Annotated in this window: 12 protein-coding genes; 1 reads left to right on the forward strand and 11 read right to left on the reverse strand. The window is 70.2% G+C overall.

From position 1 onward, the window contains the following. Positions 1–181: 181 nt before the first annotated feature. The 6 genes from glcF to J2739_RS00460 all read right to left on the reverse strand — a co-directional run bounded on the left by glcF (position 182) and on the right by J2739_RS00460 (position 6,454). Entirely contained in the window at positions 182–1,408 is a 1,227-nt protein-coding gene (gene glcF / locus J2739_RS00435; protein WP_309897727.1) for a glycolate oxidase subunit GlcF, read from the reverse strand. A gap of 1 nt (position 1,409) precedes the next feature. Next, a complete protein-coding gene (gene glcE / locus J2739_RS00440) occupies positions 1,410–2,567 on the reverse strand; it encodes a glycolate oxidase subunit GlcE (protein WP_309897728.1) in 1,158 nt (385 codons plus the stop codon). 29 nt (positions 2,568–2,596) lie between these two features. Continuing rightward, positions 2,597–3,520: an SMP-30/gluconolactonase/LRE family protein gene (locus J2739_RS00445; RefSeq protein ID WP_309897729.1), complete on the reverse strand. Its 924-nt coding sequence runs from the start codon at positions 3,518–3,520 to the stop codon at positions 2,597–2,599. A 139-nt stretch (positions 3,521–3,659) separates the two neighbouring features. Next, positions 3,660–5,201: an ammonium transporter gene (locus J2739_RS00450; protein WP_309897730.1), complete on the reverse strand. Its 1,542-nt coding sequence runs from the start codon at positions 5,199–5,201 to the stop codon at positions 3,660–3,662. Positions 5,202–5,226: 25 nt separating this feature from the next. Continuing rightward, positions 5,227–5,565, reverse strand: a complete 339-nt coding sequence (glnK, locus tag J2739_RS00455) for a P-II family nitrogen regulator (RefSeq protein WP_068686416.1) — start codon at positions 5,563–5,565, stop codon at positions 5,227–5,229. A 67-nt stretch (positions 5,566–5,632) separates the two neighbouring features. Next, positions 5,633–6,454, reverse strand: a complete 822-nt coding sequence (locus J2739_RS00460) for a TorF family putative porin (RefSeq protein ID WP_309898682.1) — start codon at positions 6,452–6,454, stop codon at positions 5,633–5,635. Between the two features lie 159 nt (positions 6,455–6,613). Between J2739_RS00460 and J2739_RS00465 the strand changes: the two genes are divergently transcribed. Then, complete coding sequence (locus tag J2739_RS00465) at positions 6,614–8,149, forward strand: YifB family Mg chelatase-like AAA ATPase (protein WP_309897731.1); 1,536 nt, start codon at positions 6,614–6,616, stop codon at positions 8,147–8,149. Between the two features lie 66 nt (positions 8,150–8,215). Here the strand turns inward: J2739_RS00465 and J2739_RS00470 are convergent, their stop codons facing one another. From J2739_RS00470 to pncA, 5 genes are all read right to left on the reverse strand, one after another. Beyond that, complete coding sequence (locus J2739_RS00470) at positions 8,216–9,325, reverse strand: ABC transporter substrate-binding protein (RefSeq protein ID WP_309897732.1); 1,110 nt, start codon at positions 9,323–9,325, stop codon at positions 8,216–8,218. Positions 9,326–9,471: 146 nt separating this feature from the next. Then, positions 9,472–10,656 carry a fumarylacetoacetate hydrolase family protein gene (locus J2739_RS00475; protein WP_309897733.1) on the reverse strand — a complete coding sequence of 395 codons (1,185 nt, stop codon included), beginning with the start codon at positions 10,654–10,656 and terminating at the stop codon, positions 9,472–9,474. A 146-nt stretch (positions 10,657–10,802) separates the two neighbouring features. After that, on the reverse strand, positions 10,803–14,564 hold the full coding sequence (locus tag J2739_RS00480; RefSeq protein ID WP_309897734.1) for a molybdopterin cofactor-binding domain-containing protein: 3,762 nt from the start codon (positions 14,562–14,564) through the stop codon (positions 10,803–10,805). Further along, on the reverse strand, positions 14,561–15,040 hold the full coding sequence (locus tag J2739_RS00485; protein ID WP_309897735.1) for a (2Fe-2S)-binding protein: 480 nt from the start codon (positions 15,038–15,040) through the stop codon (positions 14,561–14,563). Before J2739_RS00485 ends, J2739_RS00480 begins: the two co-directional genes overlap by 4 nt. A gap of 17 nt (positions 15,041–15,057) precedes the next feature. Continuing rightward, positions 15,058–15,783: a bifunctional nicotinamidase/pyrazinamidase gene (gene pncA / locus J2739_RS00490; RefSeq protein ID WP_309897736.1), complete on the reverse strand. Its 726-nt coding sequence runs from the start codon at positions 15,781–15,783 to the stop codon at positions 15,058–15,060. Positions 15,784–15,791 lie beyond the last annotated feature (8 nt).

A 15,791-nucleotide genomic window follows, 5' to 3' on the forward strand; every position in this document is an offset into this window, starting at 1 on the left:
AGGGTCGGTGGAAGTGGCTCGGCCGACGGCATCGGCACTGCTGCGTCATTCAAGAATCCGCTCTCTGTTGCGCTGGATGCCTCCGGTAACGCGATCCGCAAAATCACACCGCTGCGCTGACTTCGCATGATGGAGTGCTGCCAGATGGCGGCAGGGCAAGGACAGTCCGGTATAAGAGCTGTCAGGCTCCCAGCGCCTCGTCCAGCACTTCCACCCAATGCCGCACCGGCAGCCCGCTGCCGCTCTGCAGGTGCGTGATGCAGCCGATGTTGGCCGAGAGGATGGCCGCGGGCCGCAGCTGATCGAGGTGGCCCAGCTTGCGGTCGCGCAATGCATAGGCAAGCTCGGGCTGCAGCACGGAGTACGTGCCCGCGGAGCCGCAGCAGAGGTGCGACTCGTTTTTCGCCAGCTGCACGTCGAAGCCGAGCGCGCGCAGATTCGTCTCGACGCCGCCGCGCAGCTTCTGGCCATGCTGGAGCGTGCACGGCGGGTGATAGGCGAAGACGCCGGGCGGCGCGCTCACGCGGTCCTCGAGCAGCGGCACCAGCTCAGGCAGCAGCTCGCTCAGGTCCCGCGTCAATGCGCCGACGCGCGCGGCCTTCTGCGCATAGGCGGGCTCGTTGCGCAGCACGTGGCCATACTCGCGCACGCTCACGCCGCAGCCTGAGGCGTTCATCACGATCGCCTCGACCACGCCCTCTTCCACGAAGGGCCACCATGCATCGATGTTGGCGCGCATCTGCGCCTTGCCGCCCTCGTGGTCGTTGAGATGGAACTTCACCGCGCCGCAGCAGCCCGCGGCCGGCGCGATCACTGCCTCGATGCCTGCGGCGTCGAGCACGCGCGCGGTCGCACTGTTGATGTTGGGTGCCATCGAGGGCTGCACGCAGCCAGCGAGCATGAGCATCTTGCGCCCATGGCTGCGCGCGGGCCACGCGCCGGCCGGCTGCGTCGCGGGCACCTTCGCCTTGAGCTTGGCCGGCAGCAGGCCTCGCACCGATTGCCCGAGCTTCATCGCGGGACCGAAGAGCGGCGAGGGCAGCGCCTCCTTCAGTGTCCAGCGCAGCGCACCTTCCAGCATCGGGCGCGGGACCTTCTCATCGACGATCTTGCGGCCGATGTCGACCAGGTGGCCGTACTGCACGCCCGAGGGACAGGTGCTCTCGCAGTTGCGGCACGTCAGGCAGCGGTCCAGGTGCAGCTGCGTGCTGCGCGTCGGCGCCTTGCCTTCGAGCACCTGCTTGATCAGGTAGATGCGCCCGCGCGGACCATCGAGCTCGTCGCCCAGCAGCTGATAGGTCGGGCAGGTGGCGGTGCAGAAGCCGCAGTGCACGCATTTGCGCAGAATGGCCTCGGCCTCCTGACCGTCGGCGGTGCCCTGGAATTCGGCGGCGAGTTCGGTTTGCATTTCAGGCCTGTGGGAAAAGCCGCGCACGGTCGAACACGGCATGGGGATCGAACTCGCGCATCAACGCCTCTTGGATACGCCGCAGCGGTGCACTCGGCGCATCGAAGCGGCGCGTTGCAGGGCCCGCATCGTCCGCGGCCATGAACAGCGTCGCATGGCCGCCCGTGGAGCGCGCCGCCGCTCGCAGCCGCTCGCCCTGCCCGCTTGCCACCACATACCAGCGCTGCGCGCCGTGCCACTCGATCAACGGCGGCTCTTCCAGCGCCAGCACCGGCGCGGTCTGCGGCACCGACAGGCGCCACAGCTCCCTGCCCTGGCGCGCTTCAAACCACGGCAGCCGGAGATCGCGCGCGGCCTCCCAGTCGCTGCGGGCCTGCGCTTCGTCCTGTCGCTCGCCGCCGAGCCGCGCGCAAGCGGCCGCTACCGCCGCGCTCGCGCCGCGCAGGCGCAGCCAGAGCCGGCCCCGGCCCTGCTCGTGCGTCCAGCGGCTCGCGTTGAGCGGCAGCGGCTGGCCACCCCAGCCATTCAGCAGGCGCAGCGCGTCGGCCTGGTGACACTCGAAGACCAGCGTGGCCTCGGCCGGCGGCAGCGGCAGCACCTTGAGGCTGACTTCCGTGATCAGCCCCAGCACGCCCAGCGAGCCGGCCAGCACGCGCGAGACGTCGTAGCCGGCGACGTTCTTCATGACCTGGCCGCCGAAGCTGAGCAGTTCGCCACGGCCGTTGAGCAGCTGGGCGCCCAGCACGTAGTCGCGCACCGCACCGACGCTGGCACGCGCGGGGCCGCTGAGGCCGGCGGCGACCATGCCTCCCACCGTCGATGCGCTCCTGGCGGCGATGCCACCGGACGTGGCGCGCTCGCTCGAGCGCTCCGCGCGCATCCCGTCATCATCGAAGCGCGGTGGTTCGAAGGGCAGGCACTGGCCCTGCTCGGCCAGCACGGCTTCCAGTTCGGCCAACGGCGTGCCGGAGCGAACCGTGACCACCAACTCGCTCGGCTCGTAACTGACGATGCCTCGCCAGCTCGCGGTGGAAAGGGGCTCGCCGCGCGGCGGCTCGCCGTAGAAGTCCTTGGTCCCGCCGCCACGAATACGAAGAAGGGTGCGCTCGGCGGCGGCGCCACGGATGCGCTCGGCGATCTGGCGAAGGGCTGGGTCCATGCGGGCGATGGTAGCGAACGGCGGAGAGATCATTCCTGGAAGAAATGGACGGGCAGTCCTGACACTTCCGCACGCATCGCGATCACCTGGCCCGAGGCCGGCCGCTGCTCGAGTTCATCCGCGGGCCGCCCGCGGCGCGCGCTGGTGACGAACAGCGTGCGCAGGTCGTCGCCGCCGAAGCAGGGCATGGTGGGGCATTGCACCGGCACCGGCAGCGCCGCAAGCTGTTCGCCCAGCGGCGAAAAGCGCAGCAACTGCCCGCCCTCGAACATGGCGACCCAGTAGCAGCCCTCGGCGTCGACGGTCGCGCCATCGGGTCGCCCCTGGTAGCGCCGGCCTGAAGCGTGCGAGCCGGCCGCGGCCTTGGCCTCGAACTGGCGGAACACGCGGGGGCTCGCGAGCCGGTTCGCCTGGGCGTCCCAGTCCCACACGCTCACGCAGTGCGCAGCGGTGTCGGCCCAGTAGAGCGCGGAGGCATCGGGCGCGAAGGCCAGCCCGTTGGCGGTGGTGACGCCCTCTGCCATCCGCGTCAGCTGCGGCGCGCGCCCGCCGCGTGCATCGAGGCAATAGAGCGCGCCGCTGGGACGGTCCTTGGCTTCGTTGAGCGTGCCGGCCCAGAAACGGCCCTGCGCGTCGCACTTGCCGTCGTTGAAGCGCATGCGCTGCGCGTCGTGGTCGACGTGCGCGAGCGCCGTCAGCGCGCCGCCCCACTTGCGCGCGCGGTAGATGCCGTCGCGCAGCGCGATCACCAAGCCGCCGCTCGCGGCCGGCGCCATGCAGCCGGGTTCGGTGGGCAGGCTCCATCGCTCGACCGTCGGCTGGTCTCCGATTTCGCCGCGCGTGCGCAGCACCGCGCGGCCGGGGATGTCGAGCCAGTAGAGCGAGCGCTCATGGGGGTGCCAGAAGGGCGATTCGCCGAGTTGGCAGAGGCTGTCGTCAAGGGCGGTCCACATGCCGGCAGCTTAGGCCAAAAAAAGAGCCCGCTCGCGCCGGGGCGCTTGCGGGCCGAACATCCAGAGGAGACTCTCTTGCTATTGAACGGTTCTTGCGGACGATGCCGCGGGCCGCGCGACGCGGCGGCCCGCGTTCGCCTCAGCGGTTGTAGGCGGTTTCGCCGTGGGCCGAGATGTCCAGGCCCTCGCGCTCTTCCTCTTCGCTCACGCGCAGGCCGATGGTGAGGTCGACGATCTTGTAGGCGATGAAGGAGACGACAGCAGACCAGACGATGGTCAGCAACACGGCCTTGAGCTGGATCCAGACCTGCGCGCCGATGCCGTTGGAGGTGACGCTCGCCGTGACCCAGTCGCCCACCAGGCCGGGGCCGCCGAGCGCCTGGGTGTTGAACACGCCGGTCAGCAGTGCGCCGACGATGCCGCCCACGCCGTGCACGCCGAACACGTCCAGCGAGTCGTCCGCGCCGAGCATGCGCTTGAGGCCGTTGACGCCCCACAGGCACGCGAAGCCGGCGACGAAACCGATGATGATCGCGCCCATCAGGCCGACGTTGCCGGCCGCCGGCGTGATGGCCACCAGGCCTGCGACGGCGCCGGAGGCGGCGCCCAGCATCGAGGCCTTGCCCTTCATCAGCGCTTCGCCGATGGACCAGGCCAGCACCGCCGCGGCCGTGGCCGAGAAGGTGTTCATGAAGGCCAGCACGGCGCTGGTGCCGGCTTCGAGCGCGGAGCCGGCGTTGAAGCCGAACCAGCCCACCCACAGGAGCGAGGCGCCGACCATGGTGAGCGTCAGCGAATGCGGCGTGAAGGCTTCCCTGCCGTAGCCGATGCGCTTGCCGATCAGGATGGCGCCGACCAGGCCGGCGACGGCCGCGTTGATGTGCACCACGGTGCCACCCGCGAAGTCGAGCGCGCCCCATTGCCAGATCAAACCAGCCTTGGCGTTCATGGCATCGACCACGTCCTTGTTGGCGTAGGCGTCCGGGCCCATCCAGAACCAGACCATGTGCGCGATCGGCGCATAGCTGAAGGTGAACCACAGCGCCATGAAGAGCAGCACCGCCGAGAACTTGATGCGCTCGGCGAAGGCGCCCACGATCAGGCAGCAGGTGATGCCGGCAAAGGTGGCCTGGAAGGCGGCGAACAGCAGCTCGGGGATGTAGACGCCCTTGCTGAAGGTCGCGCCCGGCGCGAAGGTGCCGGTAGCGGCATCGAAGATGCCCTTCATGAAGAGCCGGTCGAAGCCGCCGATGAAGGAGTTGCCCTCGGTGAAGGCCAGGCTGTAGCCGTAGATCAGCCACAGCACCACGATCATCGAGAAGGTGACCATGATCTGCATCAGCACCGACAGCATGTTCTTGCTGCGCACCAGGCCGCCGTAGAAGAGCGCCAGGCCGGGGACGGTCATCATGATGACCAGCAGCGTCGACAGCAGCATCCAGGCGGTGTCGCCCTTGTTGAAGGAGGGCGCGGGCGCCGCGGCCGGCGCCGCGGCGGCGGCATCGGCCGGTGCGGCAGCGGCAGCGGCGGGTGCCGCTGTGGCCGGTGCCGCGGGCGCGGCGGCGGCCGGGGCGGAAGCGGCAGGCGCTTCGGCCGGCGCCGGCGGGGTCTGGGCAAAGCCGGCGGTGCCGGCGACGAACACGCTCAGGCCGAGGGCGAGAGAGACAAACAGTTTTTTCATGGGATCGGTTCTTTCGTGCCTCGAATCAAAGGGCTTCGCGGCCTGTTTCTCCGGTACGGATGCGCACGACCTGCTCGAGGTCGTAGACGAAGATCTTGCCGTCGCCGATCTTGCCGGTGCGGGCGGCGCTCTCGACCGCCTCGATCACGCGCTCGACCAGCTCGTCGGCCACGGCGGCTTCGATCTTGACCTTGGGCAGAAAGTCGACCACGTACTCCGCGCCGCGGTAGAGCTCCGTATGGCCCTTCTGGCGGCCGAAGCCCTTGACTTCCGTCACGGTGATGCCTTGCACGCCGATTGCCGAGAGTGCTTCGCGCACCTCGTCGAGCTTGAACGGCTTGATGATGGCTGTGACCAGCTTCATGATGTTTCCCCCACAGATTTCACGATGTTTCTCCTCAGGATGGATCGGGACGGTTGCGTTGTAGTGATCAGAGCGTCTTCGTCAGGGTGACGATGAAGCGCGCCTTGTTGGGCGACCAGGTCTGCGCGCCGACCGGACCGAAGCCGAAGTCGACGCCGGGATTGGACACCAGCAGGTACGAGTTCTTGTGGTTGGCGCCTTGCACCGAGCCGGCCAGCGACAGCCCGCTGCCGAAGTCGTAGGAGGCGCCCACGTTGTAGTCGACGTAGTTGCGGTAGCCCAGGCTGCGGATGTCGCTGCTCATGTGCGTGTAGCCCACGGCCGCCTTGAAGGTCACCTTGGGCGCGATTTCCTTCGAGTAGCTCAGGTTCAGATAGCCGGTGTTGCGCCCCTTCAGGCCCGAGCCGTCCTTGTTGCCGGCGTAATTGAAGTAGTCCTTCGATACCGTGTGCGAGTACTTCAGCGTGAACGAGCCGATCGCCTCGTCGGCCCAGGTGCCCGCCCCGTACAGCTCGGTGGTGTTGCCGCGGGTGTTGCCCGGGTAGATGTAGCTGAGCACGCCGAAGTCGAGGTCGAACACGCCGGCCTTGAACTTGTAGCCGCCGTAGACGTCGCTCTCGATGCTGTTGCCGCTGAGCCAGTTGACGCTCGAGTTCCAGTTGCCGACGTAGAAGCCGCTCTCGCCGAAGGCATAGTCGAAGCCGCCCTGGATGGCGGGCTTGAAGGCCTTGGTCTTGGCGAGGCCGTTGCTGCCCAGCACGTCCTGGTCCTGACCGCGGAACTTGTAGTTGCTGGTCAAGGAAACGTTGCCTGTCAGTTGCGCGCTCGCCAGCATGGGAAGGGCTGCCAGCGCGGCGACGGCCAAGGCGGACGCGGTTTTACGGTGCATCATCGGGGAGACTCCTCGGTCAGTTTTGAATGGTTGGATGCCGTCTCAAAGCAGGGAGCGTGCCAAATGCCGCGGTCCGCGCGCTGCGGAGCCTGCGACAGGTGCACGAAGGCGCACGAACAAAACATAAGCGCACCATCTTGGTGAAAGGGAGCAAAAATGAGTCTGTCTTTGGTGCAAAGCCGCGCTCTGCTGGGCCTGGAAGCGGCCAGCGTCACGGTCGAGGTGCATCTGGCCAACGGCTTGCCCAGCTTCACCCTGGTCGGCCTCGCCGACGTGGAAGTGAAGGAGGCCCGGGAGCGCGTGCGCGCCGCCATCCAGAACGCCGGCCTGGAATTCCCGAGCAACAAGAGGATCACGGTCAACCTGGCGCCGGCCGACCTGCCGAAGGACTCGGGCCGTTTCGACCTGCCGATCGCCCTGGGCATCCTGGCGGCGGCCGGGCAGATCGAGGCGGCCCGGCTGGCCGGTCATGAGTTCGCCGGGGAGCTCTCGCTTTCAGGGCACTTGCGGCCCGTTCGTGGTGCACTCGCGATGGCGCTGGCGTTGCATGGCCGGGGCGTGGCGACGCGGCTGGTGCTGCCGGCCGACAGCGCGCCGGAGGCTGCCCTGGTGCCCGGCGCGGAAATCTACGGCGCGGCCCACCTGCTCGACGTGGTGCGGCAGTTCCTGCCGGGCGGTCCGGTATCGGGCGAAGCGCCGGACGACGGCTGGCACCGTGCGCTGCCTTCTCCCGCCGGCCCGGCGGCGGCCACGGCCGACCTGGCGGAGGTCAAGGGCCATGCGGCCGCGAGGCGCGCCCTCGAGATCGCCGCAGCGGGCCAGCACAGCCTGCTGATGGTCGGCCCGCCGGGTTCCGGCAAATCGATGCTGGCCCAGCGCTTCGCCGGCCTGCTGCCCGAAATGAGCGTCGACGAGGCGCTGGAGAGCGCGGCGGTCGCCAGCCTGCAGGGCCGCTTCGCCGTCGAGCGCTGGCGCGTGCGGCCGACCTGCAGCCCGCACCACAGCGCCAGCGCGGTGGCGCTGGTGGGCGGAGGCTCACCGCCTCGGCCGGGGGAGATCTCGCTGGCGCACAATGGCGTGCTGTTCCTGGACGAGTTCCCGGAATTCCAGCGCAGCGCGCTCGAGGCGCTGCGCGAGCCGCTGGAGACCGGCACCATCACCATCGCGCGCGCCGCGCGGCGTGCCGAGTTCCCGGCCCGCTTCCAACTGGTTGCGGCCATGAATCCCTGCCCTTGCGGCTATCTGGGTTCCTCGCTCAAGCCCTGCCGCTGCACGCCCGACCAGGTGGCCCGCTACCAGGGCAAGCTCAGTGGACCGCTGCTGGACCGCATCGACCTGCACATCGAGGTGCCCGCGGTGCCGGCCACCCAGCTGCTCGACACACCCGCCGGTGAAACCAGTGCCGACGTGCGTTCGCGCGTGGTCGAGGCGCGCGAGCGTGCCGTCCGGCGTCAGGGCAAGGCCAACCAGGCGTTGCAAGGCGCGGAGATCGACCGCTACGCGCAGCTCGATGCCGGCGCCCTCCAGTTCCTGCATTCGGCGGCATCGCGGCTGGGCTGGTCGGCCCGCGGCACGCATCGCGCGCTCAAGCTGGCCCGCACGATCGCCGACCTGGCCGGGGCCGCCGCGGTGCAGGCGGCACATGTCGCGGAGGCGGTGCAGTACCGGCGTGCGCTGCAGATGGCCGAATGATCGGGCGCCTGCCGGCCGATCTTCTTGCCGGTGCTTCCGAGTCCCGGCGTGCAGCGCCCGCGAGGCTCAACGCTTGAAGCGGCCCCCGCTGATGATCGACAGGTCGACGTAGTCGATGCCCGTGTGGTCCTGCGGCGAGTAGCCCACCTCCAGCCCGCCGCCCGCGTCGTAGCGGAAATCGTTGAGCGTCGCCAGCAGCTTGGCGCGTGTGGGCTTGGGGCCGGTGCGGCGCAGTGCCTCCACCAGCACCTTGGTGGCGACGAAGCCTTCGAGCAGCGCCGGCGAGAGCTCGATATCGCCCTTGGCCTTGGCCAGGTCGGAAGCTTCCTTGATCAACGGGTGCGCCATCGCGCGCTCCGAGGGCAGCACCTGGGTGACGATCACACCGCCGCTGGCCGTGCCGAGATCCTTGATGAAACCCGAGGCCGCGTTGTTCGACAGCGTGATCACCTGCGCCGCCGAGCCGCTTGCGCGCAGCGCCTTGATGCCTTCGCTGACGGACGTGCCGGAGCCGATCCACAGCACGGCCTGCGCGTTGGCGGCGGTGAGCTTGGGCACGATGGCCGCGAAGTCCGGCTTGTTGCGATCGGCCAGCGCCACCGCGACGGGCTTCAAGCCGGCCTTGTCGAAGCCCTTCATCGCGCCCTCCATGGCGTCCTTGCCGAAGGAGTCCTCGGCCTGGACCACGGCAATGCGCTGCATGCCCACCGTATTGAGATGCTGGATCGCCTTCTCGGCCTCGCGCTGGTAGGTGGAGCGCACGTTGAAGACGAACTTCTGCACCGGCTTGTGCAGCGCCATCGCGCCCGTGGAAGGACCGATCATCGGGGTGCCGCTCTTGTCCAGCAGCGGAATGACCGCCAGCGCATTCGGCGTGCCGCGGTTCAGCAGCAGCGCGATGACCTTCTTGTCCTCGATCAGGATGCGCGAGTTCTCCGCCGAACGCTTCGGGTCCAGCCCGTCGTCCAGGCGGATCACTTCGATCTTCTCGCCGTTGATCCCGCCCTGGGCATTGACATGGTCGATGACCAGCTGCGAGCCCACGATGGTCTCTTTCACGCTGGCCGCGACCGGCCCCGACATGTCGGCGGACTGGCCGATCAGGATCTGGGCCGCCGCATTCGCGGCGCTCAGCACGAGCGCAGCGGCGCAGCAAAGAATTCGCACGGTTTTCATGGGCTCCTCCAACGGGGCCGGGCGTGAAAATCCGCGGCGGCTCAGGTGTGTGCAATTGTTACCAAACCTGCCCTCCGGCCGTTCGGGAAGAAACCCTTGAGGAAATGGTCTTAGTTTCGAGGGCCTGGCGCCACGGCGCCGCGAGGTCAGAGCAATCCGCGCCCCGCCAGGTTGCGCATCAGCGCGCCGATGCCGAAGCTCCAGCGCGCCGCCTGGTCGGCATGCACCACGCGGTTGGTGAGCGCGCCGAGCTCGGGCGCCGAGATGGTCACGCGGTCGCCCACCACGTGGGTGAAGCCCTGGCCCGGACCATGGCGGTCCTGCGTGGGCGCGAACATGGTGCCGAGGAAGAGCATCAGCCCGTCCGGGTAGGCATGGTGCGGCCCGATCGCCTGCGACACCAGGTCGAGCGGATCGCGGCTGATCTGCGCCAGCGAGCTCGAGCCCTCGAGCATGAAGCCCTCCGGCCCGGCGACGCGCAGCGCCACCGTGATGCGGCGCACCTCGTCGATGCCGAAATGCGTGTCGAACAGACGGATGAAGGGGCCGATCGCGCAGGAGGCGTTGTTGTCCTTGGCCTTGCCCAGCAACAGCGCGCTGCGGCCTTCGAAGTCGCGCAGGTTGACGTCGTTGCCGAGTGCCGCGCCCAAGGTGCGGCCGCGGCTGTCCACCGCCAGCACCACCTCGGGCTCGGGGTTGTTCCAGACCGAGCCTGAATGAATCCCCACGTCGGCGCCGGTGCCCACGGACGACAGCACCGGCGCCTTGGTGAAGATCTCGGCATCGGGGCCGATGCCGACCTCGAGGTACTGCGACCAGGCGCCCTGCGCGATCAGCACTTCCTTGACCTGGGCCGCCTGCGGCGAGCCGGGCACGATGCCGGCGAGGTTGTCGCCCAGCACGCGGCCGAGCTCGGCGCGGATGGCTTCGGCCCTGGAGGCATCGCCACGCGCCTGCTCCTCGATCACGCGCTCCAGCAGGCTGGCGACGAAGGTCACGCCGCTGGCCTTCACGGCCTGCAGGTCGCAGGGAGCGAGCAGCCAGGGCAGCTCGGGATCGCGCCTGGCTTCCTCGCTGTTGGCCAATGCCGCGTCGAGCGCGGCGATGCGCGGCGCGTCGTTGTCGCGCAAGGCCTGGCGCACCATGCCCACGGGGTCGTCGAGCTCGAGCAGCTGGCTGGTCGTCGGCGCGATGCGCGTCAGCTCATGCAGGCCGCCCTCGTGCACCACCACCGGCGTCGGCCCGACATCGGGTTGCCAGAGGCGGCCGATCAGGGTGGCGCGCTCGGCGTCGCGGGGGAGGCTGGTGGCGGGCGAGAGGGTCAGGGGCATGGGGTCTCCAAGAAATCGGGGGTCGGACGCAGGGGATGCGAAGGCATCGCGAAAGACGCGAATGGAATCCGGGAAGGCCATTCTGTATGGCTTTTTCGCGTTCTTCGCGAAACCTTTGTGTGCTCCGCGTTCCGGTCAGCCCGCAGTCATTCGCGGCCTCGCACCCGCGCCACCTCCGCCGGCAGGTCTTTCCATGCCGGCTCCTGCGGCGCGAAGCGCGCACGCATGTAGCCGGCCAGGTCGGCGATCTGCGCATCGCTGAGCGCCTCGCGGAACGCGGGCATGAAGCCGATGTCGCGCGACGCCGGCTCGCGCACGCCGTCGAGGATGGTGCGCAGAAGGTTGTCGGGGCGCGCGCTCGTCAGATTACTGTTGAGCGCGAGCGGCACGTTGGCGCCGAGCAGCGTGGGGCCGTTGCCGTCGTGATGGCAGGCGGCGCAGGCGCCGTCGAACAGGCGCTGCGCCGGGCCGAGCAGCTGGCCCTGGCGCGCCGCGGCGGCGGCGACCGCGCGCTGCGCCTGCAAGCCGGCCTCGGCCTCGGTGGTCTGCGCGTTGAAGGACGCGAGGTAGCTGGCCATCGCGCGAATGTCCGCATCGGGCACCTGGGCCAGTTCGCGCACCACCTCGGCCATCGGCCCGCCGGCGGTGCCGTGCTGCGCGCTGTGGCCGTGGCGGAGGTAGCGGTAGAGCGATTCGGCATTCCACGGCACGGCCGACTTCGACGCCAGGCCGGTGAGCGCGGGCGCCTCCCAGCCCTCGACCATCGCGCCCGACAGGTAGGCGCTGCCGCCCCGCTCCGCGCCCAGCGCATTGCGCGGCGTATGGCAGGCGCCGCAATGACCCAGGCCGTTGACCAGGTAGGCGCCGCGGTTCCATTCGGCGCTCTGCTGCGCAACCGGCTGCATGGGCGTCGGATCGTGGAAGAGCGCGTTCCAGCCGGCCATCAGCGGGCGGATGCCGAAGGGGAACTTCAGCGCGGACTTCGGCGTGGGCGCCTGCACCGCCGGCAGCGACATCAAGTAGGCGTAGAGCGCCTGCAGGTCGTCGTCGCTGGTCCTGGCGAAGGCGGTGTAGGGGAAAGCTGGGTAGAGATGGTGGCCGTCGCGCGAGACGCCCTCGCGCATGGCGCGCTGGAAGGCGCTGAAGGACCAGCGGCCCAGGCCGGTGACGGGGTCGGGCGTGAGGTTGGTGGTGTAGAGGGTGCCGAAGGGCGTGTCCATCGCGCGGCCGCCGGCATTGGGGGCGCCGCCGGGCGCGGTGTGGCAGACGGCGCAGTCGCCCAGCGCCGCCAGCACGCGGCCGCGCTCGATGGTGGCCGGGCTGTAGATCGGTGCGCTGAGCGTGACGGGGGCGATGGTGGAGCGCCAGCCCAGGAGCCCCGCGAGGACGCCGACGGCGCCGATGGCGAGGGCCGCGGCGCTGGCCCAGACGGTCTTGCGCCTTCCCTCTGCGGGGCCGAAGGGCACGGCCGCGGGCTGCGGCACCTGAGGCAGGGGTGGCGGCGCGCCGGCGCCGGCATCGACCGCCCGCGGGCCCGCGCTCCCGTCGTCCCCCGGAGGGGAAAGGCGTGAAGCCGGATTCAGCGCGGCCCGCACCACCTCCGGCGTGAACGGCGGCGCCCTGAACCTCACCCCCGTCGCATCGAAGATCGCGTTCGCGATCGCCGCCGTCCCCGGCACCGAGGACGACTCCCCCGCCCCCAGCGGCGGCTCGCCCGTACGCTGGATGTGCACGACCTCGATCACCGGCACCTCGCGGAAGCTGAGGATCGGGTAGCTGCCCCATTCGCGGCTCGCCACCACGCCCGCAGGCAGCACGCCCGCCAGCGCCTCGCCGGCTGGCGCATGGGCGGGCGCATCGGCCGGCGGCGCGAACTGCACGCGCTCCTTCAAGGCCCGGCTGGTGGTCTGGATCACGTTGCCGTGGACCTGGTGATCGACCCCGGCCGGGTTCACCATCAGGCCCGCGTCGTGCCCCACCACCACGCGGCGCACATGCACCTCGCCGGTGGTCCTGTGCACCTCCACGTCAGCCACCCAGGCCGACCAGGCCGCGCCGAAGCCGGGCCATTTGCTGTGGATGTAGCGGGCATACGCAAAGCCCTGGCCGAAGAGCACATCGCCGCCGGCTCCCAGCCCCCCGTCGGCGTTCTCCTGCGGCCCGGTGCGCATGCGCCAGCCGGCCTTCTGCGCCGTCTCGCGCACCAGCGCGGCCGCGCGCGGATCGCGCAGGTGGCGCAGGCGGAAGGCCACCGGGTCGATGCCGGCCGCCGTGGCGAGCTCGTCCACGTAGGACTCGTGTGCGAAGGCGTTGGGCAGCGCCGACACGCCGCGCAACCAGGAGGCGCGCACGATCGGCGCCATGTCGTTGACCTTGACCCGCAGGTTCTCGTAGGCGTAGGGCGGGCGCGCGGTGCGGTCGCCCATCTCGAAGGCCTGGGCGACCGGCTCCACCGTGCGGGTGAGCAGCAGCGCCAGCGTGGGGGCGCCGTTCGACGGGTAGGACGTCTCGAAGTCATAGGCCGCCACGCCGCCCTCGGCGTCCAGCCCGCCGTTGACCTGCATCAGCTGCGCCGCGCCCTTGGGCTCCCAGGCATGCTCCTGCGCGCGCGTGAGCTGCACGCGCACGGGCGCACCCGCCGCGCGCGCGAGCAGGGCCGCGTCGGCCGCCACGTCGTCGGCGCCGTTGCGGCCGTAGCAGCCCGCAGCCTCCATGCGCACCACGTCGACGGCCAGGTCCTCCAGCCCCATGAGCTTCGCCAGATCGGCCCGCAGCACGTGCGGGTTCTGCGAGCCGGCCCACACGCGCAGCCGCACGCCCGGCTCGCCCTCGGGCTGCCAATGCGCCAGCGCGCACGACGGGCCGATCGAGGCATGCATCTGGTACGGCCAGACATAGGTGCGGGGCATCGGCTGGGCGGCCTCGGCGAGGGCTTCGTCCACCCGGCCCTCGTCGACCAGCAGCCGCTGCGTCGCGGGGTTGGCGCGGATCGCGCCTTCGAGGTCATCGAGCGCGGGCAGCCCGGGCCAAGCCTTCCAATGCACCCGCAGCTCGCGCAGTGCCTGCTCCGCATGCTCCTCGCGCTCGGCCACGATGCCGATGAAGTCGCGGATCACCACCACGGCGCGGATGCCGGGGATGTGGGCGATGGAGGATTCGTCGACCGACTCCAGCGTGTTGCCGATGAAGTCGCCGTGGTCCGCGCCCGCATAGGGCGGCCGCACGACGCGGCCGTGCAGCATGCCGGGCACGCGCATGTCGTGCACGAACACCGTCTCGCCCGCCAGCTTGGCCGGGATGTCGACGCGCGGGACCGCGGTGCCGACCAATCGGTAGTCCTTCGGGTCCTTGAGCCGGGCCGCGGCGTCCAGCTGCAGCACGGTGCGCGTGCCGGCCACCAGCTCGCCGAAGCCCACGCTGAAGGCGGCGTCCTCGCCCGCATGGATGCGGCCCTCGCGCACATCGAGCAGCGAGGGCTGCACGCCGAAGCGCTCGGAAGCCTGCGCCAGCAGCCAGGCACGCGCCTGCGCCGCCGCCAGCCGCAGCGGCACGGCGTGGATCTGCAGCGAGGCACTGGCGATGGTCGCGCCCTGGTTGGGCGCGCGTGCCGTGTCGCCCAGCACCATGTGCACTTGCGACAGCGGCAGGTCGAGCTCCTCGGCCACCACCTGCGCCAGCGCGGTGCGGATGCCGGTGCCCAGGTCGACGTGGCCGTTCATCGCGGTCACGCTGCCATCGCTCCACAGCGCAAGGAGGATTTCCGGGCCCTCGGCGGGATTGCCCGCGACCGCCGCGGGCTGGCCCTTGGCGGCCGGCGGCGCGGGCGGCGTCTCGCGCACCACCACCAGCACGTCCCGGGCCTCCAGGAAGTCGCTGCGCTTGCGCGGCGCTTCGGCGCGCCGGGTCACGAGGGCTTGCCCTTCGCGATCCGCTCTGCGGCCGCCTGCACCGCGGCGAGGATCTCCACATGCGTGCCGCAACGGCACAGGTTGCCCGAGAGTTCGGCACGGATGCGCGCGTCGCCGGCGTGCGGATCGCGCGCCAGCAGCGCGGCGGCCTGCATCACCATGCCGTTGAGGCAGTAGCCGCACTGCGCGGCCTGCGCGTCCTCGAAGGCCTGCTGCACCGGATGCCACTGGCCTCGCGAGCCCAGCCCTTCGAGCGTGGTGATCGCGCGTCCCGCCACGCCATGCGCCGGGATCACGCACGACCGCGCCGCCACGCCGTCGATCCACACGGTGCAGGCACCGCATTGGCCCAGCCCGCAGCCGTACTTGGGGCCATTGAGCGCCAGGTCGTTGCGCAGCACGTGCAGCAGCGAGGCCTGCGCGGGCACGGAGAGCTCGATCTCGCGTCCGTTGACCTTCAGGGCGAACTCGGGCATTCGGCGCGCGGTCGCTCTCAGGCGCTGATGTCGATGTCGGCGGACTGGATGCGCTTGACGCCCTTGGCCTGCATCTCCTTCCAGGCCTTGGCGAGCGAGCCATTCAGGTCGATGGCGCGGGTCGCGTCCTCGATCACGTAGGCCTCGAAGCCGGCCTTGCGCGCGTCGAGTGCGGTCCAGGCCACGCAGAAGTCGGTGGCCAGGCCGGTCACGAAGATGGTCTTGATGCCGCGCTGCTTGAGGTAGCCGCCCAGCCCGGTCGGCGTCCTGCGGTCGGCCTCCTCGAAGGCCGAGTAGCTGTCGACCCCCTTGTGGTAGCCCTTGCGGATGATCAGCTGCGCGCTCGGCAGCTTCAGGTCCTTGTGCAGCGCGGCGTCTTCCGTGCCCTGCACGCAGTGGTCGGGCCACAGCACCTGGTTGCCGTAGCCGAGCTTGATGCTGCTGAAGGGCTTCTGCCCCGGATGCGCGCTCGCGAAGGAGGCGTGGCCCTGGGTGTGCCAGTCCTGCGTGAGCACGATGTTCTCGAAGGCGGTGGAGAGCCTGTTGATCACCGGCACCACGTCGGCGCCGCCCTTCACCGGCAGCGTGCCGCCGTCGACGAAGCAGTTCTGCACATCGACCACGATCAGCGCCGCCTTGTCGCCGGGCTTGATCTTCGCGGCCGCGAAGAGCGGCGCCGAAAGCCCGGCCAGGCCCAGGGCGGCGGCGGACTGGAGAAAGATTCTGCGGTGCGTGTCGTGCATGGTGTTCG

This window comes from Variovorax soli, from assembly GCF_031454625.1.
Taxonomy (GTDB): domain Bacteria; phylum Pseudomonadota; class Gammaproteobacteria; order Burkholderiales; family Burkholderiaceae_C; genus Variovorax; species Variovorax soli_A.